The sequence below is a fragment of the Burkholderia gladioli genome (assembly GCF_000959725.1).
Lineage (GTDB): Bacteria > Pseudomonadota > Gammaproteobacteria > Burkholderiales > Burkholderiaceae > Burkholderia > Burkholderia gladioli.
The window spans coordinates 58,561-82,833 of sequence record NZ_CP009321.1; the positions used below are offsets into that span (position 1 = coordinate 58,561).

Here is a 24,273-nt window from a genome sequence, read left to right on the forward strand (position 1 = left end):
TATATCTCGGCCTGGCACGCTCACTATCGAGACACATTCGGTTTTACTTCGGACGAAGTTGCTGCGGTCACAACTGGGACGGCCGTACACGTCCGCTTGCGGTGCAACCTCGGGGCCGCGAGCGACTCGTTATCGGGGCCGCGCCAACCTCAGCTCCCTATGCAGCGCGCGGAAGGTGCGGAAATTCAGATCCTCGATTGGAAGGCCTCCCGATGAAATTCTTGCCTACTCTCCGCGTTGCTGCGCTCGCCGCTTCTCTCTTCGTCACCCAGCGCGCGTTGGCGCTCACGGTCTTCGACCCAATGAACTACGCACAAAACGTGGTGACTGCGGCCAAGGCCGTTAGGGGGGAGATCTACCAGAACACCAACATCCTCTATCAGTATCAGATGATGATGAATGATCTGTTGCAGGCACAGAACCTCAACCCGGCGGCCTGGAAAGCGGCGTATGACCAGATCTCGGGCGACATCAGCAAGGTTAAGGGGCTGGTCGGAACGCTGCAGGGCCTCTACGGCGACCTGAACAAGGGCGGCGAATGGGTGACCCAGGTGCAGGGGCTTATCAGCCGATCGGGAAAGACAAACGCGCAGTGGTTCTCGGACATGAATACGCTCTTCCAGCAGAACGACAAGGTCGCGCGAAACCTGTTCCAAATGGGCTCGAACATCATGGAGCACACGAACGAGATGGCGCAACGCCGCCAGGACCTGCAGTCGCAACTGTCGTCGTCGCCGACGCAGCAGGCAACAGCCGAGATCACTACGCATTACCTCGACATCGTGACGAGCCAGAACTCGGACATTCTTCAACTTAATGCGGCCAAGGCTCAGAAGGACGCTCAAAAGGATGCGCAACAGGCGGAAGACGACCAGGAAAAGGCGGCGGATGCGGAAAAGTTCATTTCCAAGCAACAGGCGGAAAGAGCGGCCTACGGGATCACGACGCAATGAGGCTCAGCAAGAGATGTCCTTGGTTACTGGGCGCGCTGCTGCTCGCCGGGCTCGTGCTGCCGAGCCTTGTTTTTGCAGCGGCGCCGGATAGCCCGACTCCGGCCGGTACGAGCGGCTGGAGCTCGAGCTACGTGGTGGGCGAGGTCGCGCAAGGTGCGATGGCTGCCATCGACCAGATCACGCAGTTGATGAAGGGCCTAATCGATCTTGCGGTGACGGTCAGCAAGTCGCTCGACAAAGACTCTGACAAGATGGCCGGCGGCCTTGCGGTCGTCACGATCGTCCTGGCGTTCGTCAGGTTTGCCGCAACAAGAGACCCGGTCGCTGCTTGGGGCAGCGTTTTCGAAGACCTCGCCATTCTGGGTGTTTTTGCGTCGGTTTATCTGGCCTACGGTACCTGGGCTCCTGGGTTTTACAAATGGTTCAACGACATGGCGGTCGCAGTTTCCGGCACCGACGCGCAGTCGTTGCCGGCGGCGATGGTTAAGTCGGCGGGGGCAATATTCGACGCGATCAATGAGGCGCTGAAGGCAGAGCACTGGTGGAACTATGTCGCCTTGGCCATTAACCTCGTTCCGTTGTTGGCGGCGTGGTTCATCCTGATGGTTGCGTCGTTGGTGTTCCTTTTCTACATTTCGCTCGGCACGATTCAGATGGCGGTTGCAATCGTGATGGGGAAGATCGCTTTTGCGCTTGGCATGTCGGAGTTTACGCGGGGTTGGTTCAAGAGCTGGCTTGACTTCACGATCGGCGCGGGTATGTACATGGTTGTTGCCGCGATCCTCCAGCGGCTAATGACGACCACTCTAGCGACGTCGTTTGGCAACACGATTGCGAAAGGCCTGACGACACCGTATTCGGGCTCGATGACGCTTGATCTATCGATTTTCGTTTTAATCCTCTCTTTCGAGATCCCGAAGTTTGCATCCATGTTCGGCGGTGGCGCCAATGCTAGCGGTGGCGCGATCAAGAGTCTGTCGAAGATCGCAACGAAGGGGCTGGCTTGATGATCGATCCGCGTCTCTTTGCTCCTGTCGGCGCTGGCGAGCTCGTGGCTCGCAACGAACGGCGTATCGAGCTGATTGCGCAATGCGCAAACGAATCGTCGCGCACGGAGTTCGACCGGAAGTGGTTGGTGCCGATCATTCGCTGCGCGGAGTGGTTTTCGTCCGTTCCGCTTAGCCCGGAACTGTACCGGGAACCCGCTGGCGCGTTTCGGTGGACGGTCGAGACGGCTTTCTTCGCGATGCGGCTCTCGGGTGGATTGAAATTCGGCACCAACCTTCCGTCGGAACGACGCCGACGCATCGAGCCGCAGTACAGCTACGGCGTATTCCTCGCGGCAATCTGTTCCGGACTTGACGAGCCGTACCGCCATTTCGAGGTGGAGCGAGCATCGGACCGTCACGTTTGGAACCCGTCGGTCCATGGGGCGGTCGGGCCATGGCTCGCTGACGCCAGCTACCGTATGGCGAGGCGGTCAACCCCCCTGCCGGTGGAACGCATGCGGACCGGGATGTTGGCAAATGTGCTGGTCGGCACGGAGTTGCTGTCCGGACTGGACGCCGAGGTGCAGGCGGAGATCTTCGGCGCTATCAATCCCAATCATGCTCCGATGGGCGTGGAAAGCCTGATCCATAAGGTCGTTCGTCAGGCGATCGTGACGGCCGCGGAGTTCGACAGCAAGGCGCAACGGGCGGTCTTCGCGCCGGTAACGTTCGCGGTTCCGTCAGCGATTCATGTGGCCGCCGAGTTGGAGCCCAAGGTCGAAGCTGCGTCTTCAGTGGGTACGCCAATACCCGGATCTGCGCCAGCGCCGGCGCCAGATCAATCGGGGGTTGTCGACTCCTCGGGGGATCCTACGATTGCGGGTGGCGGTGGGATTTCGGAGGGGCCGGGCGCGCCGCCAGAGGTTGGCCAGGAACGCACGAGTGCGAGCACGGTGCCGGCGCCTGCAGTACAGGCGCCATCCAAGGCTCCGGATAACCGGCAGATGGCGCTGGAGCTGCCGCCGCCAGCGGCCGTCAATCCTGCCGAGATTCGACGTGAACCTGCCTCGGCCACGCCGGCGCGGGCCGAGGCCCGGTTCGACGAAATTCTGAAAGGTGCGCCGCGCATGATTTCGGACTTCTTCTCGGCTCTGCAGCAGGACGTCGCGGGCGGCAAGGCCAAGGTTCGGTGGGCGGAGAAGGGCCTCGTGGTGTCCAAGCGCACGATCGGCAGTTACGGCGTCACAAGCGACACGCTGATCGAACATATGCGCCGGCGCAGCCTGCTTCTCGCCAACGATACTGCGGAGGTTACGCTGGCTCCGCGTATCGGTGAACTGATCCAGGAGCGGGAAGCATGAGGGGTTACATCAACCACTTTCGGCCAATTTACGAGGTTCGCGCTGCATTCGGTTGGCTGATCGCGCTCCTAGTTTTGCCGCTTTCCGGTATGCCGTACGGCTGGGCCTTCGCCCTGTTTGTGCTCCCGGTTTTCGGTCTCCGCTCGGGGCAGGTGTGGCGCGCACTCAAGTTTCGGATGGGCCTGTCAACGAAGTGGCTTACGACGCTGGCGGTGCCGTCCTTGCTCGCGATCCAGACCCGCATGCGCGCCGAAGTGAACGCGATGTATCTCGGCACCGGCTTCGAGTGGACGCAAAAGCACTGCCAGATGGCTCACGACATTCTGCGGATGCCGACCACCGAGATTCCTGGCCTTCCGAAGTGGTTACCCAAGACGAAGGCCGGCCGCGCGTTCGAAGAGATGATCGAGGGCCTCTTTGCGCCGAAGGACAGTATCCGGGACCGCGAGCCACAGGGCGTTTCCTGGATTCACGGTCTAGAGACGGCGAAAGGTTTTGTGCCCTTTCACTACAAGGCGATGGGTGGCCACACGGCGGTGGGCGGGACGACAGGCTCCGGCAAGACGCGGACATATGAGGTCATCTCGACGCAGGTTATCCACTGCGGCGATGTGCTGATCAACATCGATCCCAAGAACGACAAGGACTGGAAGGCTCGAGCTGAGCGCGAGGCAAAGCGTACCGGCCGGAAGTTCCTGTATTTCAACCAAGCCAAGCCGTCTGAGTCAATTCGCCTCGAGCCGCTCGATAGCTGGTCACAGCCGTCCGAGATTCCGAGCCGCATCGCGCAGCTCATGGAGGAGGGGCCGTTCCGTGATTTCGCGTACCTGTTTATCAGTCGGTCGGTGAATGGCGAACTGTACATTGGTGACAAGCCGAACCTGCGCTCGATCCTGAAGTACGCGCAGCTCGGGATCGATCCACTCCTGGAGAAAGCACTCAAGCGTTTCTTCATCGAGAGCGGCCAGACCGACTGGGAGGAACAGGTTGCGACCGGCACGGTCAAGTTCGCGAATAAGCCAGGTTCGACGCCAGTCGACGCGATGATTTCGCTATACCAAGCGAGATTCGGTGCGAACGATCGAGGCCACGAGGCGATTGATGGATTGATCGCGACCCACGTGCATGACCGCGAGCATTACATGCGGATCATCGCGTCGGCCCTGCCGCTGCTCCAGATGCTTGCGACCGGGGAAACTGGCCTGATGCTCGCTCCGAAGGTCGACGATTTCGAAGACGAACGGGAGATCTGGACGATCGAGAAGGTCATTCGGCAGAAGGCTGTCCTGCACATCGGGCTCGACTCATTGTCCAACAGCATTGTCGCAAAGGCCATCGCGTCGATGATTCTGGCGGACGTGTCGGCGGTGTGCGGTTCGATTTACAACTTCTACGATAAACCGCCCGATGTCGTGCTGATCATCGACGAGATCGCAGAGGCAATCAATGAGCAGGTGATCCAGATCCTGAACAAGGGGCGCGGCGCCGGCTTCAAGGCGTTCGTGGCGTTCCAGACGCGCGCTGACCTCGAAGCTAAGCTAGGGAATGCCGCAAAAATGCTGCAGGTTTTGGGGAACTTGAACAACCAGATCATCTTACGATTGGAAGACACCGACACTGCAGAGTGGTTCTCGAAGAAGGTGGGGGACACCGCGATCCGCAACCTGATCGTCTCTAGCAGCACGAGCAAGGCCAGTGAAGGGCATGTGGGGGAGTTCACCGGCTCGGTGACGCGGTCGCAGCAGCTGGAAGCCGTGCCGTTGATTCCGACACGTCTGATACAGACCCTCCCGAACCTGCAGTACTTCATGCGCATTTCGGGCGGCGCGGTATATCAGGGACGCATTCCAATTCTTACAGGCTAAACAACCAAGCATGGCTGCCTTATTCAAAAAAATCATTCGCGAGCACAAACTTTCCGCACATCTGACTCCGGTGTTCACCTTTGCTCCCGAACTCGAGCTGGTGTGTGCCCGTGTCGCGGAATTCGTTGGTGAGCACTTCCTTGGAAAGGCCGAGCCGCTCGTCAAGGAGATGTTCGTCGACGGCCTCGCTGCGTTCAAGCGCGTGCGCAAGACCGGCGATCCGCACGTCGCGTTCATGCAAGGACTATTCGGGTCTGCCCACATGCTGTATGCGCGGCGCTTTGTCGTGCGCGATGGTGAACGCTGCCACGTTTGGTCGCCGATGTTCGAGCCGGTAACGGCGTTCGAATCTAGGTTCAAGGTGGCGCCGCAGATGGTGGACGAGCGCTGCCCGGAGAACATCAGCCAGAAGTCGGCCGCATTCCAGCTTGCCGCCCGGGCACTGACCGGTGAGACCTTTCGACTGTACTTCGAGGAATACGATGTCGCTCACGCATTTTCTGATTCGGACGCTCACGCGGCTTGACGGCCATACGGTGGCGCGCGTGATCTCGACCGCGGCCGCGCAAGATGAGCCGACTGCGCAGCCGCCGGCAGAGTTCCGGCAGGGGAGGACTGCGATGGCATACGCGCTGGCCACTTTTATCGGCCGGCGGCCGGTGCAATTTTACGTCGGGCTGTCGGGACTGATCGCCTTGCCGATTTACCTGGTCGGCACGCTGGTTGGGGACTTCTATGGCTGGTAGTCGGTTCGTCGGACACATCAAGTTGTGGTTCTTCTTCGTGCCCCTCTTGTCGTTAGCTCTTCTGCCGGCGGCACCGGAGCCGTCGCTGTTCGTCATCCCGGACGCCGAGACCGCGTCCGTGGCCAGTAGCCTCGGTGAGGCACGAGCAGCGGACGTCGTCGTAGCCACGAACCGAATATTCAAGCGCTATTTCGTCGAAACTGGTTTGGTGCAGGCGTCGATGGCGTCTACGGGCAGTTCCCAGATTGAGGACGGGGGCGTGGCGGACTTTGCGAACCGCTGGGTCCACAATTTCTGGCGTCTTGTGTATCGGATGGCTTATCGCCTCATCGTGATGAAGTACTGGCTGCTCGGTGTCGTGGTGTTCGGGATCGCGATGTTCATTGATGGGTCGGTCCGCCGGAAGGTGAGGGCCGCAGCAGCCGGCTTCGTCAGCCCTTTGTCGTTCCACCTTGCCGCCCACGGAATCTTGCTGGTGTTCGGCATGACGTTCGCGGTTTTGATCGCGCCCGTTCCGATTATCGCGCCATACTTGCTTATCGTCGCGGCGTGCCTCGGCTTGCTGCTGTGGAAAGTGGCGTCCTCATACCAATGACGGCGGAAAGCTGAGGTTTTTCATAGGGCTTTCTGCGCTGAGTCCCACAACCGGTTGCGCGCTACCGCAGGTCCTGAGACGAGAAAAGCCTATTGAAACAGACGACGTTTCCGGCGATTACGGTGGGATTGTCGGATCACAATGATTCCAGGTGCACAGCCCTCGGAAAGCTCGACTCCCCGTAGAGCTTTCAGCCTTGCCCCCTCTAACCTAGAGGGGGCTTTTTTTTCGTCCGCGTGTGGGCGCAGTGCCGTGAAAGGGGCATGAAATCGTTCACGTTTCGGGCGTGTTGCGCGGCATGCGCCCGCAAGAATAGAAGCAAGCCGCACGTGCGGTTAGTCAACCAAAAAAGGATCCACATGAGCACGATCAACGAAGAATCGCACGTTGGCACCGACACCGCAGACGTGCCACCCGAGGATTCGGCTGCGGCCTCCGACCAGGCGCACGCCAACACACCGGCAGGCGCTACTGTGCGCCCCGCGGCAGGCGATGCGCACCTGAGCGACGATCGGCAGACGACGGACGGCGCTGACGATGGGGACGTCGAGCGGGAACTTGACGAGATGGAGCGGTCAGCAAGCATCCTCCAGCGAGAAGGGCTGATCAGCGCCGAGGAAGCTGTGACCAAGATGGAGGAGGTGGCGCGTACGCGGACCCTGTTCCGGGATCTGCCGCCTGAGCAGCGCGCACGGATCGTCCAGCGCCGGCGCGAGATCGGCCGCCAATTGATGAACAAGCAGCTCTCGGGCGCGGCCGTCGTGACCGCGCGGGTCACGATGAGGCATACGCGGCTGAAGCCGCTGTTCGAGCAATGGTGGCCGTACCTGAATCGGATGACAATCAACATGCAGCGCTTTGGACGGGCAACCTACGGCGCGAATGAGCAGGGGATTGTCAGCACCTGGTTCGAGAAGCAGCTGGAGCAGCTTGAAGTGTATGTGAGCGAGCAGCTCGATGTGGCGCAGGGATTTCGGGAGAAAACGGAGACGGAGATGCGGGCCCGTAGCGAGACAGTATTCGAGCCTACGGTGACGAAGCCTTCGCTTGATATCGAGGTGGAAGCGTACTCACGGTTCTCGATGCGCCTGCTGTCGGTGATCCTTAAGTTCGACCAGGTCATGGACCACTTCGATTTCCTCGTCTGGAACGGAATTCGGGACCAGTCCGATGTCGACGACGAAACCGGGCGCTTTCTGCGCAAATTCCATCCGGTCGGCCTGCGGGGCTACACGACCCACTTGAAGCTGATGAACACCGTCCGCGGTAACTGATCTGAAAGGGCGGTGCCATGCTCGACGAGTTGAACCCCCAACAGCGCGAGGTGGCACTTCTACGCCGCCACTGCCTCGCGATCGCTTGCCCGGGCGCGGGCAAGACGAAAATGAGCGCCGCGAAGGCCGCTTGGCGCCTGCAGGATCCGACCGCAATGGTTGGGGCCGTCACCTTCAGCAAGGACGCCGCCGTCGAGCTGCGTGAGCGAATTCTCGCGTTGGCGCCGCCAGACGCCAAGCGCCGCCTCATCGCTGGCACCTTCCACTCCCTCTCCTTCAAGCAGCTTCAACAACCCGGGCGCGGACGGCCGGATATTGCCTCGGACGGAGACCGGCTCGGAATGCTGGGGCGCGTGCTCGCGGAGCTCGGGTACGACTGGAAGGTCGAGGAGGCCGTGCCGATCATCGAGCGGATCAAGACCAACTTCGGCCAGGCGGATGAAGGCTCGGCCGAGGCCGCGCTCTACGCCGCCTACCAAGACGCGCTTGAGCGAAATGGCAAAATCGACTTCCAGGATATGTTGCGTCTGGCCGTCGAACGGATGCAGAGTGGGGAGATCAAGCCCTACCGGTTTACGGATCTGCTCGTCGACGAGTTCCAGGATACGGACCCGCTTCAGTTCCGTTGGGTTGAGCTGCACGCCCGCGCAGGTACTCAGGTCACCGTGGTCGGTGACGATGATCAAAGTATCTACGGGTTTCGGGCTGCCCTGGGTTTCAGGGGAATGGAGAACTTCGCGCGCACGTTCGAGGCTCAACGCGTTGTACTCGGAAGCAACTATCGCTGCCGCGCGGAGATTCTGGCGGCCGCAGACCGCGTGATCCAGAACAACGTCGATCGCATGCCGAAGCTCCTTCATGCGTCGCGTGGCACCGGGGGCGAGGTTGCGGCGCGGCGATTTGACGACGAATACGGCGACGCGGTGGCCGCGGTTGAAGCGCTTGAACCAAAACTGGCTGCCGGCGAGAGTTGCGCAATTCTCGCCCGTACCAACCGTATCCTGGATCCGCTTGAGTCGGTATGTCGATCACATGGCGTGCCGTACTATCGGGCGTCAGGTGGATCGGTGCTCAGCAAGCCGCAGGCCGCGTTGATGTGCAATCTGCTACAAGTCGTGGAAGGCCATAAGCAAAACGGCATCGACGCCGTTTTGGGGTATATGGGCATGAGCTCCTACGACCTCAGTACATTGCATAAGCGCATGGGGACCGCTTTCGTCCAGTTGCAAAAGCAGGAGCTGATCGGCCTTGGCCTGCACGAGGAAACAGCGACCGCTTACCGGGCCTTCATGAAGCGGCTGGGCGAGTGGCAGGCACTTTGCCTGCGGTCGTTCCATTCGCTTGCGCTGGAAGGCGTCTACGAGTGGATGATGACGTACGCGAAGGGCGACGTCGCCACTCGGGCTATCCAGTGTATTTATGACGTGGTGTCCCGGTTAAGCGGCTCGTTCTCTGAGCGCATCGAGTTCTTGAGGCGGGACAACAACAAGCCGGGCGAGGGCGTTTTGGTGCTCACGACGATGCACAGCGCAAAGGGGCTGGAGTATGACCACGTCTGGATCAGCCGCTCGGAGGAAGGGGTTGTGCCGGACAGCAAGAGCCCGGAGTCGGAGGAGCGGCGCCTGTTCTACGTCGCCATGACGCGAGCTCGCGACAGCCTGACCATTTCATCGACCACGAAGAATGCGGTTTCGCGGTTCGTAATCGAGTCCGGTATTGAGCGAGATTCGATCGCGTGATGCGGCCGGGTATGGGGATCCAGTCGCAAGCTTCTACTTGCTTCCCCATTGCTTAATCCAAATCGCCAAAGCGAATGCGCGCCGATTGAGGTAAGGGACGGCTGCTGAGCCAATCGAGAGTAGTAGCACGGCCAGAGCGAGATCGAAAAACGTTCCCCAGTAGTAAAACGCCCCCCAGCCTATTACATTTAATTTCTCGAAATTGGCCAGGGAAAACGCGGGGTCCCCGGGCGGCCCGCCGCTATAAGCTCGGGCGAAGAAATACGCAGCGGCTTGTAGGAACGGGACGATCCGCGTAGTCGCGTCCCCCTGGAAGAAGGGAACGAGGCCCCAGAGGATGTATCCAGTGGAGGCGATCACAGGAACGGACCAGGCACATGCGACCACGGCACCGCTGGCTTGGCGAACCCGGCGGAGCTTCTTCATTGAGCGGCTCCGTTCGATTCCAGGCGTTCGTGCGTCGTCTCTCGCTCGGCAGGGGCGCTTTCGATGATGAGCTCACGGGATACACGACGGAGCTGCCCGTTGAGTGCGGCATGTTGCCCTAGCCGGATAGTGCCGCAATAAAAGACGTTGCCGAGAACGCGGCCGTTGATCTCCAGCGTGGTCCGCGCGTGGACGTCGCCCTCTACAAGTCCATCTATCCGGACGATCTCGCCCTGGACCTTCCCCTTGACGATCCCGCCGGCTCCGATGTGCAGCAGACCTTCTGTCGAAATGATGTCCCCGTTCGCGAGGGCGAAGACGCTCAGGCCGTGATCGAGAATCATGTTGCCTTCGACCACCAGACCCGCCATCAGGACCGTCACGTTGTTCGGTTTTACTTTCATGGAGTGTCTCTTTTAGAACAATGGGACGTCGCCAGTCTTGGTCGGCGTCGGGGATTTCGGGGTGGAATCGGCCTTCGCGGGTTCCATGTGCGGCGCGGAGGCCGGCGCTGTAGTCACGGCTGACTCGTGGTGCCGAACTGCAGGTGTACGGTGAAGGCGTCTCGGGACGCGTGTCGGCTGTTCCTGCAATTGCGCTGTCGGCTGCGCAGCGTGCTGCGTCGTCGACGTCGCTGGGCGGGCGGGCGCGAGGTCGGATGCTGACTCTTCTTGCTGGCCAGCGGTCGGTTTCGGATCAGCATGCGCTGCCTGGACGGGGGATGCGGCAACCCTTTCATTGCCGTTCGCGGGTGAGGCATCGCTAACCAGTGCCGCTGGCGCAGCGGCGTCTGCTGAACGCGGCGCTTGCGAGTCGATTCCGGCAGAGCCTGGCGCGTGGCCGGGCGGGTCGGCAAAGTCCGCGCTGGTGAGCCGCCGTTGGGACACTGCGGGCGTGGAAGCGGTGGCGGCCACTGGCGCGGCGACGGCGGGGCGTACGGTTGGCCGCTCAATATGCGCGGAGGGCTGCGGCGGATGGAGCGCGTGCCAGAGCTTCGCCGCGCAAACGCCGGTGACCCCTGCTCCCATCACCACGGCGAGAAATATCGTAGCTGGCTTGCCGAATTTTTGAACGAAGGAGGCGATCCGCGCTGTGACGCGCCTCCGGTGATATTCCTGCGGATCGGGAGCAGGGAGCGCGCGGACGTGGCCGCCGATGTCGATGACGATGGGTCGAGACGAGTATTGGGAGTGTAGCGCTTGGATCTCGCGAATGTCCAAAATGGGCTCCTTGGTTGATCGAAGGTCGCGGCGTGGTTCGAATGCGCGACAGGCTCGAGGCGAGCCAATGCGCCGGACCACGTGGTCTAGGTCCGGTAGCCTGGAAATCGCAGCCGTCAGTCGCGGACGGTTCCGTCGGCGTCGTAGCGGTCGTTATCAGGGATGCACAGGGTTTTGACGTGCAAGATCCGGCCTTCTGCATTCGACAGGATGTTCACGCGATCCTGCGGCGTAATCTTCTCGGCGAGCTGCGCCTCCATCGAGGCCGTAAACAGACGGTCGTACTGGGTTAGGCAGCGAACCAGCAAGCCGGCAAGGGGGCGCGTGACCTTCAATTCGATCTGTTCGTATGGGAACGTGAGGGAGCGGGCGTTGTGCCGCTCGACCCAGGCAGTCGCCTTGCGCATCCAGTCCGTGGTATCTCTCAGCGCGGTCTCAAGTGCTCGAACCTTGCCACCGCGAGCGACCGATATTTTGGCTGCGCAGAAGTTGTAGTCGCTTCGGATGAACGTGCGCGCGAAAACTGAGCTGTAGAGCAGGATCGTGACGGCGTCCGAATCGGGCACGATCTTGTCGATTCGGCTGTCGCTTGTCAGGCGCTGGATTGGCCTCAAGCCGGTGGACGTGGCGAGATGAACCGCCGGCTCGCTGGAGGAGGGGGTGCTTTGCGTGGGCGCGTCGGATTGCCCGCGCCCATGGTGCGGTGGTTCGAGAACGGCAGACATGAGGTTTTTCGGGTGGTCTCTCTCATTGCCAATTCTGAGCGTCCCGCCATGTAGGGTGTCGGCAAAAGCGTGGCTGATTTCGTGAGCTTTTCGGGGATTGCGGTCCGAGATATTCGCGATACTGACTTTACTTCTCGCGTCCCTGACGCATCGACCTTGACTTCGCTGGCCGAAGTCCATCTTTTGTACAAGCCGTGCCAATGGGCATGCTCCGACTGGTTGGCAACCGGTGTGGAATTCCTTTCTGATGAGTGCCTCGCCCGCGCTCCCCATTTCAGTCATGAAACTCGCTGCTGGCCGCATTTATTTGCGCCGTGGCGTCGTTCGAACCCGGGCAACGGGTGTCTCTCTCCAGGCCTCTGTCTGGGTAGAACGACTGTAGTCGACTGAGCCGTGAACCTGCGTCGGAATGGCACTTCCGAAAATGGGTTGTAGCGCAGCGTGACCATGCTGCGCGAGGACGACCTATCGTCCTCTCTATGAGCCGACCGGCTCCCTGAGCACCACGTCCCCGGAAGGGACGTGGTGCTTGGGTCATTTCACCGAATCCAAGAAGCGCGTTCCTCGACCGAGGAACGCGCTTTTTTTTCGTCCTTCTTTCTTCCCCGGAGGTACGTGTGCTCCCCAATCGTCTCAATTCCCGGATTGCCGACGTGATCACTCAAACGATCGCAGAGGAAAGGTCAGCCACTGATACGACGTCACCCGCATGGCGGCAGCGTTGCGAAGTGGCGCAAGTCGCCATGTTCACCGACTCCGACCGCCGGATTTTTCTGTCCAGTATCGCCAATCGGCGAGGTGAAGCGGCAGCCAAGGCTCTCGAGCAATCGGCGGACGCGTTGCGCACCCAGGCGATCTTCCAACTTGCGAGGAAACCTTCATGAATGCAGTTGTCAGTTTGATCGGCGGCCCCGTACGGAGCGTCGTCGAAGAGCGGGCGATGCGCCCGCCCGTGATCGGGAAGATTCGGCCCGGTATCAAGGTCCTGACCTCGGCCGCTCGGGGCAATCCGGATGCGGTTGCTCTGTACGAGGAGATGGTGGCCGCCGGAGACTCGTTCGAGACGATCGGCAAAGCGATCGAATCCCGTTGTCGGCTCAAGCATGCGCTGGCGCCGCGCAACACCGATTACTTCACGTGCCGCCGCTCGGACTTCAACAATCCGGACGTCGCCGACGAGATTCTCCGGCTCTACGGTGAGGAACGAGGGCAGGGCATCCGGCTCTACCGCTTCCCCGTGCTATTTGCCTTCAACGACTGGATGCAAAACATCCCGAATGAGATGGCGGCGTGGGGATCGAGCGGTCGGAAGTACTTCTCGCAGTACGGACCCGATGGTCTACGCTACTGCAAGACGTATGCGAAGGTTGAGCGCGATCCGCGGGCGCAGCGTGCGACTCGCCATTTCGGCGGCCGCGACGTGATTTTCCGGCAGGATGATGCGATTCCCGATGGCATCTGCAACCCCGAGCAATGCCCGCAGTACCAAAGTCGACAATGCAACCTCGGTGCCCAGTTCATCTTCGCCATTCCGGATATCAAGGGACTGGGTTTGATTGAACTCCCGACGAACTCGATCTACGTCCTGCAGAAAGCATACGCGGCGATGAAGACGGTCCAGCTGGCACGCGGCAAGCTGACGGGCACGAAGTTCTGGATCTCGAAGCGTGAATTCGACATCACGCGTATCAATGAGGCGGGCGACGCGGTGCGTCAGATGCAGATGCTGACCGTGCTCGATGCGGACATCGACATTGGTGCACTGCTCGACGGTGCCGAGGACGCCACGGCAGCGATCGAGGGCGCCGGGCGGCCCACACTTGCCGACTCTGGCAGCACGGTGATTCAGCTTCACCCGTCTGACGGAGAAAGCACCGCCATGCGCGCTGATCAGGCTGTAGCCGGCGACGGCCCACCCGAGTCGATGGACGAAAAGCGCCATCGCATGCAGGACCTGCTGCAGCGCCTTCGCTTCGTTGAGGAGGACCAGCGCAAGGCCTTTCGCATCTACGGCCACTTCCGATTCGGACGCGGCTGGGTGGAACGGCCCACCGACGTCGACAAGATGATCGCGAGGCTGACGACGGCGCTGGAGGACCCGACTTCACTTCAAAGTGAAATCGGCGCCGCGGTCGAGTCGTTCCACGGCAAGTAAATCACACCCCATTCGCCGGCCCTTCGGGGCCGGTGTCTTTTTCTACGTCGCGCCCTGAGAGTCCTTCAGCAAAGCCATTTGCTCAAGTGCTTTCGACCGCGTGCCTCACGCATCGAAATCGTCCGCGCAAGCGGCAATCTCTCGACCCATCCCTCCGGAGTATCCCATGCGCCGAATTGGCAATTTCACGGCGTTTTTCGGTGCTGAAGATGTATTGAGTAATTGGCACCCGAGCCGTTTTACCTACCATGACGTTGAATTCAACTGCGTCGAGCAGTTCATGATGTACGCGAAAGCGATGCTGTTCGACGACCACGAAACCGCGTCGAAGATTCTGACGGCGCAATCACCGAAGAGGCAGAAGGAGCTCGGTCGCGACGTATCTGGTTTCGACGAGCAAACGTGGATCAAAAGCCGCGAATCAATCGTGTTCGTGGGCTGCAGGGAGAAGTTCCGGCAGAACCCCAGCCAAGGAACGGTGTTAAGCGGAACGGGCTCAACGATTCTTGTCGAGGCCAGCCGGTCCGACAAAATCTGGGGAGCTGGGATTGGTCAATTCGACTCTCGAATCACCGACCCCACGAAGTGGCCTGGACTTAACCTCCTTGGTTACACATTGATGCGGGTGCGTGACCGTCCGTTCTCGAAGTGATCACCTTTTATTGCCGCTCGCCGGCGATCGACAATCCTTGGCTGCCCTTGGGCGGCCATTTCTTTTTCTGGAGGCGTTGATGAAGATCGCGCATTTTTCTGACCTGCATTACTCGCCGGGAAACCTCGAGGAGGCTGACCGGTGCTTTTCGCATGCGGTGGGTGAGGCCATTGCACGCGAGGCTGTCGTGGCGGTGATCAGCGGTGACTCGACCGACCACCGTCTTGATGCCCACGCGCCGGCATTGAACGCCCTCGCCCGGCAGGTGCACCGACTCGCGCAAGCGATGCCGGTGCTCATGCTGCAGGGCACGTTCACGCACGAGCCGCCGGGAACGCTTGACAACTTCGCGCTGATGGGCGCGCGGTATCCGGTGGCGATAGCGGATCGAGTCTGTCAAGTCGCCCTCTACGACGGGAATTTCTGGTTTTCGCGTGGTCCGGTTTTCGCTGGAGAGGAGGTTCGGCATCACCTCGAATGCGAGCCCCAGGCGATCTTCACCTGCCTGCCCACGATGAACAAAGCCGACCTGGCGCTGCGCGTCGGGTCGCTGGCGGCATCGACAGATCTCCCGGATACCCTCGGGGGGTTCCTCGCAGCTGCCGGCCGGATCAATGCGGCATTCCGAGCGGCGGGCATCCCTACGATCGGCGTATCGCACGGCACGGTGAACGGTTGTCAGACGGAACACGCCGTCACGATGGCAGGATTCGATCACGAGTTCAGCCTGAGCGCGCTGTTTGGCGCGGAGTGCTCGGCGTTCTTGCTGGGTCACATCCACAAGTACCAGACGTGGGAGCGCGAGGGGCGCCTCGTGGGGTATCCGGGTTCGATCGGACGTTTCCACTACGGTGAGCTCGGCGACAAGGGCTATCTGTCTTGGGACGTTTCCGCTTCCGATGCACGGGCCGTCCTGGTCCCTTCACCGTCGCGGGAGATGGTTTCCGTTGCGTTTGACGGTCCGCCTGACATGAACGAGCTCGAAGCGCTCGCGGCGGCATCCGCCGGGAAGTTCGTGCGTATCCGCTGGCAGATCGACGAAGAGCATAAGCAACTGGTCGACCGCAAGGCGATCGAAGCGATGTTCTCGACTGCCGCCGGCGTGAAGCTCGAGCCGCGCGTGCTTCCTGTCATGCGTAGCCGGGCGGAAGGGATCAGCATGGCGCTGACGGTCGACGCGAAGTTAACCCGATGGTGTGAGCTGGCCGACGTCGATGCTGACCCGCTGGTTGATCGGCTGCAGCTGCTCGAGGCCGGCGAACCCGACGCGATCGCGCAAGCGATCCTGGCGCGTTTAGCCTGTCCCGGCAAGTCCTCGGCTGATCAGCGCAGCGCGCCAATCGACGGGTCCGTTCCATCTCTGACCACAACGTTGATGCACGTGGGGGATGGCGCGACGGCCGCAGTCGAGCCGGATTGGCTCTCTGATGATCTGTTCGCGGCGTAACGCCGCCCAATGACGGAACGCTCTCCGTCCATTCGAACACAGCCGTGTTCCGATAGCCCGAGTGGCTATCGAAACGAGGTTCACCCCGCGCCCGTTGGCGCATCGAACGCAGCAGCGCTGCAGCCATTTTCTTTTCCACCCTGACGGGGCGTGTTCCCCTCAGGGGCGCACTCCGTCTCAATTCGGAGTGTGCTCATGTTTGGTCTCTATCCTGCCGGCGTCCGTTGGGCGCAATCCTATACCGCGTCCACGGACGCGAAGTCATTGCAGAAGCTCCTCGTCGACCACGGCGGGTGCACAGCGGCTCTCTTTCATCAACCGTTCGGTGCTCAGCGCGGCGCTGTCATCGCGCAGCGCGATGGCCTGTTCGTCCTTACCCATGTGATCGAATCCGATCATGCTGAAATTGTGGTCACGCTGGGTGTCGAGCTGCAGAACTTGATCTGGTCGTTCGACTCGGGGTACTCGGGTCAGTGGTCCGGTCGCGAACTGCAGATCCTCACGGGTTGTCCCGATTGGGACTCGGTGCTCAAGCAGACGTCGGACGCGTTCCGGCGCCTCTGTGGGACGGTACAGGCGGCCGTCGACGGCACGTTGGCCAAGCCGACTTCCCGGCCCGAGCCGAAGCTGACGTTCGACGACGATGATGTGCCGTTCCTGCCTGACGGCTATCTGCAGCCCATTACGCTCGCGGAGATCCAGTCATGCGACCACTGAAACTGTTGCTTGAAGGGTTCCATGGCGTGCGGGACGGGATGAAACGCGACAGCGTCGAACTCGACCTGGAGTCACTGCCCAATGGATTGATTGCGTTGACGGGGCCGAACGGCGCCGGCAAGACGACGATCATGGACAACCTCCATCCGTACCGGATCATGCCGTCTCGCGCGTCGAAGCTCTCGGTTGACGCGTTCTCATACTGGGATCACATCAGCGGGTTGCAGGCGCGCAAGGAGCTTGAATGGGAGCACGATGGCTTGCGCTATCGGTCGACCTTCGCGTTCCGCAAGCCCGGCAAATCCGGCAAGGCGGACTACTTCCTGTTCTATCGCTCGACCGATGGCGAGTGGCGGCCGGTATCGCTGCCGGATGGCACTGTCTCGGACGGCAAGGGCGAAAACTACGATCGATGTGTTGACGCGATCTGCGGTTCGCTCGAGTCGTTTTTCACCAGCGTGTTTTCGGCGCAGAACCGCCGGCCGCTCGCGTCGTACGGAGCGAGCGAGATCAAGGCGTTGCTCGCTGAACTGCTGAAGATCGATCACCTCCGTGCGTTGTCGACGAAGGCTGCAGAGGTCGCGAAGGTGCTGGCCCGGGAACTCGGCGTGGTGCAGCAAGACCTCACGGCATTTTCTGGAAAGCGGGAGCGAGTCGATCAGACGCGCAAGGCGATTGCGATGGACGTTTCGGAGATCGCTGCCGCGCGCGAGCAGCGCACGGCTGTACAGGCTGAGATCGCGACGCTGACGCAGCAGCACGCCGTGCTGGTTGCCAAGCAAGGCGAGAACGCAGCTGCGGCGGCGCGACTCGGGGAACTAGGGGCGCGTCGCAACGAGCTGCGGTCTTCGCTTGAGGCCATGGAGCGTGACGGGCAGGCGGAGCAGCAACGGTTCTTGCAGCGCGCGACGACGATTCGTAACACGATCGCCGGCCATGCGGCCGTTGTTCGGCAGCGTGAGTCCATTCTTGGCGCCGCAGCGGATCGCGACGATGCACAGCTTCGGCTCAGCAAGGCCGAAGCACTGTTAGAACCTTTGCAGCGGGCGATCGACGAACTTGACGCGAAGCGACTGCGGGCAGCAACGGTCGGATCGACGCTCACCAGCCTGCAATCGGAGGGCACGACCAAGGCCGACTTGATCAAGACCCTGAACGAGCAATCGGCGGTCATCGGCTCGGTGCCGTGTGCCGGGATGGATATTCACGTGACGTGTCCGTTGCTCGCGCAAGCGAGGAGCGCGGCACAGCAGGTGGACGTCCAGACCATCTCGTTGAATGACCTTCGGACCCGGTACCGCAGCCATAAGGCGGAACTGGATCAACTGGCGCCGGCTGTTGAGGCGTTGTCGGCGAAGCGCGCCGAACTGCAGCGCGTCAATTCGGGACTCGCGGCGGCCCGGCAGGCGTTGCAACGTGCAACCGAACTTGCCGCACGAAAGCCGCTGCTCGATGCAGCTGAAACCGGGATGCAACAAGGCCAGGCGGAACTTGCGTCGCTCGAAATTGAGCGAGGCGAGGCGTCGAAGCGTCGACAGACCGAGACGGCGCGGATAAACGGCTTGTTGCGGGAGGTCGAGGCGGAGGTGTCGCGTCTGGCTTCTGTCGATGTCGCGCAAGCGATTGCGGATGTCGATCGCCAGATGGCCGCTCGACGCGAGACCTGCACGGGGCTGGATGCCAGGATCGAAGCATTGATCCGGAGTCAGGCTACCGGAGAAACGACGCTGGTAACGCTCGAGCGCGAGCTTGAGGGCTTTTCAGCGACGCAGGCACTCGCAGAGCGCATCTCGGACGAGATCGCGAAGTGGAAGCTGTTGGCGAAAGGCGTGGGCAATGATGGCGTGATTGCGCTGACGATCGATGACGCAGGCCCGGCACTGACGCAGACGGTGAACGACCTGCTGCTTGCGTGCTACGGCACGCGGTTCACGGTCCAGATCCAGACGCAGCGCACGTTGGCCAACGGTGACACGCGCGAGGGATTTGAAATCCTCGTGCACGACGCCGAAAGCGACAGCTGCAAAGCGGTCGGCGTGATGTCGGGTGGTCAGAAGGTATGGATAAACGAATGCCTGACACGGGGCGTCGCCCTGTACATCGCTGGTAACGCGGGACAACCGTACGAGACGCTGTTTAGCGACGAATCGGATGGTCCGCTTGATCCCGACCGCAAGGTGCAGTTCATGCGTATGAAGCGCGAGGTGCTCCGTCAGGGTGGGTATGCGCGGGAGTTTTTCATCTCGCAAACGCCCGACCTGATTGCGGAGGCCGATGCGGTCATCGACGTGGCGGCACTTGCGAGGTAGTGCAGCACATATTTTTAACCCTGGTGGGGAACGTTCCCCACAGGGGCGTTCCTCGCCTTTTTTCTGTTCGAGGAACGCAATGAAGCTGAAGTCCAATAATGCTGCTCTGCATCGAAGCCTGACGGTTTCGGTTCGCCCGAAGCCCATCCGCATGGGTACGGAACACGTCTACGAGCTGAATGGCTCACGGTTGCACGACGTGTTGGTTGATGGGCGCTGGGTGACGGTGGCCGCTACGGCGGTCGTGGCGTCCTGAATCGTCGACGGAGGAACGCTCGATGAACGGGATGGCGAACCTGGTGATGCTGTTGATCGCGATGCACGGCGGTTCGGAGCCGCCTGCGCCGGCCCTGCGCTACGCGGTGGCTTCGCTCGCCGCGAATAGGCGGCCGGCTATTAAAACGGACGCGGTCCTCTGCAAAGATGGCCAAGTCCACACTTTTCTTGCGGGGCACCCCAAGCCCTGCATCTGACCCTTGTCCCGCAGCCCCGCTCTCCCACGAGAGTGGGGCCATTTTTTTGAGGATCCTATATGCCACTCCTGAATGTTGATTTTGGTCAGCTCGCGTCGAGTGTCGTGCCTGAAAGCGCGCGAGGTCCGTTCGACGAGATGTCGGTTCGGGCGCGTCTGGCGACGCTCGCGATCGTTGCCGATCAAGCTGGGAACACGTCAGTGCGCGATATTGCACTGAATGCACTGACGGTGATCGACGCCCCGGCCTATGTCGGGCTTTCGGCGGTCCGGATCCCCGTTCGTGTTGTGAGCGCCTTTCCGGCGCAGCACTCGAAGTACGTCGTTGTCGACGGCATGACCGTCGAGACCGGAAGCTACAACTATTCGCAGCAAGCGGCCCGGTACAACGTGGAGAACGTCGTAGTGTTGCGGGGTGACACTCGTGTTGCCGATGCGTACCTGAAGAACTGGGAAGCGGTGTCCGCGCGCGGCGAGTTGTATCGCGCGCCCTGATTGTTATCTTCCTCTCAACCCACGCGGGACAGATCCCGCGTGGAGCTGTTCCTGGGCTACTGGAGCAGCACATGTTTTCGGAAATTCTGTTGAAGATGGAGTCCGCGATCGACTCGCTCGTCGCGCTGATTCGGAAGGGGTACACGGTCTCCAACGCGCTGAGCGGTGGCAAGGACTCGACTTGCACCGCGATCCTCATGCTCAAGGCGGTGCGGCGGGCCGGTGCAGAGGTGTCGCGCGAGCACTTCGTGACGAGTGCGGATACGACAATCGAAAACCCGAGTATGCACGGGCACCTTCAGGCCATGCTGGATGAGATCCGCGACGCCTATGCGGTCGCTGGCACGCCGGTATCGGTGCACGTGGCGAAGCCATCTTTAGCGTCGCAGTTTGTCGTCGCAACGATTGGGCGCGGAACGCTTCCCCGCACCCCGGAAAACGGGGTGAAGGACGGGAAGCGGATACGTGCGTGCGCGGCTGACTGGAAGGTCGACCCGCAAAACCGGTTGCGCGTCGCGCTCGAGCGCTCCGCGGCCGCCGGCGGCAGTGGCGAAGTTGTCACCATACTCGGCAACAGGTTCGACGAAAGCGGCAGTCGTGCAGCGGCCATGACGGCCCGCAGCGAGAATGCGTTGAGACCCGTCCGAAACGCGGCCGGGCTGCTCACGTTCTCTCCGATCGCTGAATGGTCCACCGACTGCGTCTGGGCGATGCTCTCGCTCTTCGCGGACGATGCCTATCGGCCCTTTCCGTCGCCGATCTCCGCTGCGTCGATTCGACGCTTGTCGGATCTCTATCGGGCGGGAAACGAGGGAACATGCGGCGTGATTCTCGGGGAGGGCGGCGCGCGCGCCGCGTGCGGCTCCCGATTCGGGTGCGCGTTCTGTTGCGTGTCGGGCGAGCGAGATCGCTCGATGGAGTCGATGGTGAAGGAGCCGGAGCACCAGCATCTGGAAGGGCTAAATCGCTTCAGGAACTATCTGGTCGCGGTGCAGTGGGATCTCGGTCGACGAGAACTGGTCGGCCGGAAGCTCAGCGACGCTGGGTACCTGGCGGTCAAGCCCGACGTCCTCTCCTACCGGGAGCGGCTCCGATTGCTGCAGTACCTGCTGACCCTCGACGTGCTAGAGGTCGAGCGCGCGGAGCGGCATGAGGGGGCGTTGGCGACGGGCGAAATACCTGATACGCCGGAGAACCGGGCGCTCTGCGATGTGCAGTTCGAGATGATCACTCCGGCGCAGCTGGTGGCGATCGATTTTTATCTCTCCATGCACCACTACGCGCCTCACGCGTTTCCAGCGCTTTCGGTCTGGTTTGATGTGCATCGCCTCGGCCGACGCTACCATGTTCCGGTGCTCGCCCCGTTGCCGAAGACTGACATCCCGCATCACGGATGGTTCTACGTCGGTGCGTACGATGCCGAGGCGCCTGCAGACGGGCTTCGTGACTACACCGCAGAGCAGTGGAATCGCTATCTGCATCCGGGTCGGCCCAGCCGCTACGCGCGCACGAAGGGAGGAGAGCAGGTCGTCTACTTCGAAGAGGGTGACCAGGTCGAGGTGGACAATGAGGCAGCCTGCGCGTTCGTGACCTGCAGCTTCGACGCCGGCTGGTCCGTGAAAGCCCAGCAACACGCTGGGATGGAGTCGGCCCGATTTTGGCTGAACGAAGGCATTTTGCGGCTGCCGGCGGGGATGGCGGGGCGTTATCAGGAGATGGCGAAGCGCGGCCAGTACTTCGCCCATCTCGCCGAGCGATTTAACCTGACGCCGGCAGAGCTTGATCGATTTCTGGTCGAGCGCGCCATCTCGAACTCGGAGCACCTTACGATGCTGAATCTGGCGCCTGTCGACCTGCTCTCTCAGGCTGCTTGAGGTCAAGCTTTCTTGCACAAAGCCCGGCACTCACGTGTCGGGCTTTTTTTGCGCGGCGCACAAACGTATCAGACGGTTGCGGCGCCGGAGAGGGCAGATTTCTAAGCCGCCTCAGAGCGGTTCAGTAGCGCCGCAAGGCCGGTATCCGGCGGCGTCGGCGCGGTGTGCGCCGTCTGAATACGGGTGCGGCCGATCACGAGGTTGCGTGAATCGATCGAGATGCGCCCGATATGGCGGCCGCGTGCAGCGCGCTCGGGGGTCTGCTGGTAAGGGTGGCCGCGTTGAATATAGTCTTCCAGATCTGGCTCTGGGAAGACGATGTGGTGCGCATCACCCTCCGTCAATGCGACGCAGAGCATCGAGACCGGGACCCCGGTCAATTCGCGGTCGGCGATTCGATTCAGGATCGCGTCACGCGTTTTGTGATCGGCGACCGGGTTGCCCGGTCGGTCGCCGTGATGGTTGATCTGGACGATGACTTGCGTCTGGTTGTCCCGCGATTTGATGAGCCTGTATCGACAGGATGCAATTTCGTCGTTCGCGAAGTAGATGAGGTCGGTATAGCGCGTTATGTAGTCCATACGAATGCTCCGATAGGAAAGACGCCAGCGAAAGTGCTGGCTTCTTCAGGCTATCGAGGCGGTGCAGAAGTCAAGCTGCGGTGTGAGCTTGCGGTGAAGGCGGGAGGGTTGCGCGAATCCGGACCACCGTCCGCTGGCTGGTGAGGCCCAGCGCTCGCATGACGTCGTCGTTGCTCTTGCCGGCGAGCAGCAAGCGCCGTGCGAACGTGTTCCGCAGGGTGCGCGGGCTCATATCGGGGAGCCTAATGTCGATCGCGAGGAGTTCGTCTCGGACGATGCGCCCGAGCATCTCGTCGGTCATCGGCCCGCCTGCGCGGGGGGACGGGAACATCAGTGGGCTGTCGGCGGCGGCAGACACGCTTCGCCATCGCGTGAGCGCCGGTACCGCGAACTCGGCTACGTTGACGCGGCGCGATTCGCGCGGGCCGCGCTTCGGGATCTGAAGGCGCGGCCGCGCCGGCGACAGGTCGAGGTCGTCGGCGGTCGCCTGCCGGATTTCCTGCGCGGTGATCCCGGTCGAGAGCAATAAGCCAACGATGGCGCGGTTCCGCAACTCGCGGTCGTCGAGTCCATCAATGGTTCTGATCGACTCCTGCAGTCGATGATCATCGGCTTCGAGCAGGTACACCGGGACGGGCTCGTCCTCCGGCCACGTCTGCGCCAACGCATAGGGCGCCGCTGGATTGGTCTTGCGCACTCCGACGTCGACCAGGTGTCGGCCAAGCCTGTCGAGAAGCTTCTCGTAGCGCAGGCGCGTCGTGGTCCCGGGTTTGCACCGGCGATCGAGGTCAGCGAAGAATGATTCGAGGTGGTCGGGTCCGAAGGTGGCCAGCGACCGTTGCACGGAGGCGAGGTGGCGCATGAAGCGTTCAAACATCGCTTCGTGCTGGACGATCGACCTGGGCGAGAACGCACGCCGATCGGCGCCGGCGGCTTCCGTGCGCTGCCACTGCTGATAGGCCTCGGTCGGTGCCGACAGCCAGAGAGTCGGTTCGTCCATTTGATCTTATATACTGAATATTGGGTGCCGCAAGCATACCGCGAATCTGCGATTCGCGTGGCTCGTCTCCAAGGGGTGAGGGTCCTCCGGACGCAGCGCTGACACGGCCGCCGGCGCGTCGTGAGAGCATTGCGGACGCATCGCCGATGGTTCTGGGCAATGGCGAAGGTAACGAGAACCGTGGCGGGCCATACCGGTCAGTTGAGTCAACCTTCGCCTCACACTTCGTCGTCGCGTTGTGCCGCCGGACGCATGGTCAACACGTGGTCCCGGACACATTCGTAAGCGATCGGCAGCCACCGTGCGGACATACGCCAGTCGATCAACCCGTTCAGATCGATGCCCGGCAGCGTAGTAGGCCCGATCCGGGGAAGCGCGGCGACGACTGCGGCTTCATTGCGGCTTTGGAATGCAAGGTCTGAAAAGGCTTCCTCTTCAATCTCGAGCAGCGCAGGCCAGGTGATCGAGGGCGCCAAACCTGAATTGAAATGGCGCTCCGATATCGACATCACGAGTCGGCGCAAGTCTTCCGTGGCGCGTTCAAGCGCGTGTTTGAACAGCACCGAGTCCGTTTCCAGTTCCATGATTGCGCGATTATCGGAGGGTTCCATGTGGAGTCGTTGAATGATACGCGGCGGGTTGGATTGCGTATCCCCGCCGCGAGCGAGATCGGTTGAA

The 24,273-nt window shown here is 61.5% G+C and carries 25 protein-coding genes; 19 read left to right on the forward strand and 6 right to left on the reverse strand.

Going from position 1 to position 24,273, the window contains the following annotated elements:
* Positions 1 to 212: 212 nt before the first annotated feature.
* The 9 genes from BM43_RS00700 (at position 213) to BM43_RS00740 (ending at position 9,522) form a co-directional block, all read left to right on the forward strand.
* Positions 213 to 953, forward strand: a complete 741-nt coding sequence (locus tag BM43_RS00700; RefSeq protein ID WP_036047750.1) for a type VI secretion protein — start codon at positions 213 to 215, stop codon at positions 951 to 953.
* A complete protein-coding gene (locus BM43_RS00705; RefSeq protein WP_036047749.1) occupies positions 950 to 1,960 on the forward strand; it encodes a type IV secretion system protein in 1,011 nt (336 codons plus the stop codon). Before BM43_RS00700 ends, BM43_RS00705 begins: the two co-directional genes overlap by 4 nt.
* Positions 1,960 to 3,303, forward strand: a complete 1,344-nt coding sequence (locus tag BM43_RS00710; protein ID WP_036047748.1) for a TraI domain-containing protein — start codon at positions 1,960 to 1,962, stop codon at positions 3,301 to 3,303. The genes BM43_RS00705 and BM43_RS00710 overlap by 1 nt, the downstream gene beginning before the upstream one ends.
* The gene (traD, locus tag BM43_RS00715) at positions 3,300 to 5,168 is read left to right on the forward strand and encodes a conjugative transfer system coupling protein TraD (RefSeq protein WP_036047747.1); all 1,869 of its coding nucleotides are present in this window, start codon (positions 3,300 to 3,302) and stop codon (positions 5,166 to 5,168) included. Before BM43_RS00710 ends, traD begins: the two co-directional genes overlap by 4 nt.
* A gap of 10 nt (positions 5,169 to 5,178) precedes the next feature.
* Positions 5,179 to 5,694: a hypothetical protein gene (locus tag BM43_RS00720; protein ID WP_036047746.1), complete on the forward strand. Its 516-nt coding sequence runs from the start codon at positions 5,179 to 5,181 to the stop codon at positions 5,692 to 5,694.
* Positions 5,651 to 5,914, forward strand: coding sequence for a hypothetical protein (locus BM43_RS00725; RefSeq protein WP_036047744.1), 264 nt, complete (start codon positions 5,651 to 5,653; stop codon positions 5,912 to 5,914). The genes BM43_RS00720 and BM43_RS00725 overlap by 44 nt, the downstream gene beginning before the upstream one ends.
* Positions 5,904 to 6,509, forward strand: coding sequence for an IncC plasmid conjugative DNA transfer DtrJ family protein (locus BM43_RS00730; RefSeq protein ID WP_036047743.1), 606 nt, complete (start codon positions 5,904 to 5,906; stop codon positions 6,507 to 6,509). The genes BM43_RS00725 and BM43_RS00730 overlap by 11 nt, the downstream gene beginning before the upstream one ends.
* 359 nt (positions 6,510 to 6,868) lie before the next feature.
* A complete protein-coding gene (locus tag BM43_RS00735) occupies positions 6,869 to 7,783 on the forward strand; it encodes a hypothetical protein (RefSeq protein ID WP_036047741.1) in 915 nt (304 codons plus the stop codon).
* 17 nt (positions 7,784 to 7,800) lie between these two features.
* Complete coding sequence (locus tag BM43_RS00740; RefSeq protein WP_036047740.1) at positions 7,801 to 9,522, forward strand: ATP-dependent helicase; 1,722 nt, start codon at positions 7,801 to 7,803, stop codon at positions 9,520 to 9,522.
* Between the two features lie 33 nt (positions 9,523 to 9,555).
* On the opposite strand, the gene BM43_RS00745 is transcribed toward BM43_RS00740, so the two are convergent.
* The 3 genes from BM43_RS00745 to BM43_RS00755 all read right to left on the reverse strand — a co-directional run bounded on the left by BM43_RS00745 (position 9,556) and on the right by BM43_RS00755 (position 11,893).
* Positions 9,556 to 9,948 carry a hypothetical protein gene (locus tag BM43_RS00745; protein ID WP_036047738.1) on the reverse strand — a complete coding sequence of 131 codons (393 nt, stop codon included), beginning with the start codon at positions 9,946 to 9,948 and terminating at the stop codon, positions 9,556 to 9,558.
* Positions 9,945 to 10,352: a bactofilin family protein gene (locus BM43_RS00750; protein WP_036047737.1), complete on the reverse strand. Its 408-nt coding sequence runs from the start codon at positions 10,350 to 10,352 to the stop codon at positions 9,945 to 9,947. Before BM43_RS00750 ends, BM43_RS00745 begins: the two co-directional genes overlap by 4 nt.
* A gap of 932 nt (positions 10,353 to 11,284) precedes the next feature.
* Positions 11,285 to 11,893, reverse strand: coding sequence for a hypothetical protein (locus BM43_RS00755; protein ID WP_036047735.1), 609 nt, complete (start codon positions 11,891 to 11,893; stop codon positions 11,285 to 11,287).
* A 617-nt stretch (positions 11,894 to 12,510) separates the two neighbouring features.
* On the opposite strand from BM43_RS00755, the gene BM43_RS38075 reads away from it, so the two are divergent.
* The 10 genes from BM43_RS38075 to BM43_RS00795 all read left to right on the forward strand — a co-directional run bounded on the left by BM43_RS38075 (position 12,511) and on the right by BM43_RS00795 (position 22,014).
* Entirely contained in the window at positions 12,511 to 12,777 is a 267-nt protein-coding gene (locus tag BM43_RS38075) for a DUF7696 family protein (RefSeq protein ID WP_080562464.1), read from the forward strand.
* The gene (locus BM43_RS00760; RefSeq protein ID WP_036047734.1) at positions 12,774 to 14,048 is read left to right on the forward strand and encodes a recombination directionality factor; all 1,275 of its coding nucleotides are present in this window, start codon (positions 12,774 to 12,776) and stop codon (positions 14,046 to 14,048) included. The genes BM43_RS38075 and BM43_RS00760 overlap by 4 nt, the downstream gene beginning before the upstream one ends.
* A gap of 166 nt (positions 14,049 to 14,214) precedes the next feature.
* Positions 14,215 to 14,700 carry a riboflavin biosynthesis intermediates N-glycosidase gene (locus tag BM43_RS00765; RefSeq protein ID WP_036047733.1) on the forward strand — a complete coding sequence of 162 codons (486 nt, stop codon included), beginning with the start codon at positions 14,215 to 14,217 and terminating at the stop codon, positions 14,698 to 14,700.
* 79 nt (positions 14,701 to 14,779) lie between these two features.
* Positions 14,780 to 16,147 (forward strand): metallophosphoesterase family protein, encoded by a 1,368-nt coding sequence (locus BM43_RS00770; protein WP_036047732.1) that lies wholly within the window; start codon positions 14,780 to 14,782, stop codon positions 16,145 to 16,147.
* A 195-nt stretch (positions 16,148 to 16,342) separates the two neighbouring features.
* On the forward strand, positions 16,343 to 16,864 hold the full coding sequence (locus BM43_RS00775; protein WP_036047730.1) for a hypothetical protein: 522 nt from the start codon (positions 16,343 to 16,345) through the stop codon (positions 16,862 to 16,864).
* A complete protein-coding gene (locus BM43_RS00780; RefSeq protein ID WP_036047728.1) occupies positions 16,852 to 19,173 on the forward strand; it encodes a nuclease SbcCD subunit C in 2,322 nt (773 codons plus the stop codon). The genes BM43_RS00775 and BM43_RS00780 overlap by 13 nt, the downstream gene beginning before the upstream one ends.
* Positions 19,174 to 19,252: 79 nt before the next feature.
* Positions 19,253 to 19,429, forward strand: a complete 177-nt coding sequence (locus tag BM43_RS41565) for a hypothetical protein (protein ID WP_167547483.1) — start codon at positions 19,253 to 19,255, stop codon at positions 19,427 to 19,429.
* A 22-nt stretch (positions 19,430 to 19,451) separates the two neighbouring features.
* Positions 19,452 to 19,646, forward strand: coding sequence for a hypothetical protein (locus BM43_RS00785; RefSeq protein ID WP_036047726.1), 195 nt, complete (start codon positions 19,452 to 19,454; stop codon positions 19,644 to 19,646).
* 59 nt (positions 19,647 to 19,705) lie between these two features.
* Entirely contained in the window at positions 19,706 to 20,140 is a 435-nt protein-coding gene (locus BM43_RS42070) for a phospholipase D-like domain-containing protein (RefSeq protein WP_230676221.1), read from the forward strand.
* Between the two features lie 71 nt (positions 20,141 to 20,211).
* Positions 20,212 to 22,014, forward strand: coding sequence for a phosphoadenosine phosphosulfate reductase domain-containing protein (locus tag BM43_RS00795; protein WP_036047723.1), 1,803 nt, complete (start codon positions 20,212 to 20,214; stop codon positions 22,012 to 22,014).
* Positions 22,015 to 22,115: 101 nt separating this feature from the next.
* On the opposite strand, the gene BM43_RS00800 is transcribed toward BM43_RS00795, so the two are convergent.
* The 3 genes from BM43_RS00800 to BM43_RS00810 all read right to left on the reverse strand — a co-directional run bounded on the left by BM43_RS00800 (position 22,116) and on the right by BM43_RS00810 (position 24,206).
* Positions 22,116 to 22,595 carry a hypothetical protein gene (locus tag BM43_RS00800; RefSeq protein ID WP_036047720.1) on the reverse strand — a complete coding sequence of 160 codons (480 nt, stop codon included), beginning with the start codon at positions 22,593 to 22,595 and terminating at the stop codon, positions 22,116 to 22,118.
* 70 nt (positions 22,596 to 22,665) lie between these two features.
* Positions 22,666 to 23,595: a tyrosine-type recombinase/integrase gene (locus BM43_RS00805; RefSeq protein ID WP_036047717.1), complete on the reverse strand. Its 930-nt coding sequence runs from the start codon at positions 23,593 to 23,595 to the stop codon at positions 22,666 to 22,668.
* Positions 23,596 to 23,813: 218 nt separating this feature from the next.
* Positions 23,814 to 24,206 carry a DUF2471 family protein gene (locus BM43_RS00810; protein ID WP_036047714.1) on the reverse strand — a complete coding sequence of 131 codons (393 nt, stop codon included), beginning with the start codon at positions 24,204 to 24,206 and terminating at the stop codon, positions 23,814 to 23,816.
* Positions 24,207 to 24,273: the final 67 nt, after the last annotated feature.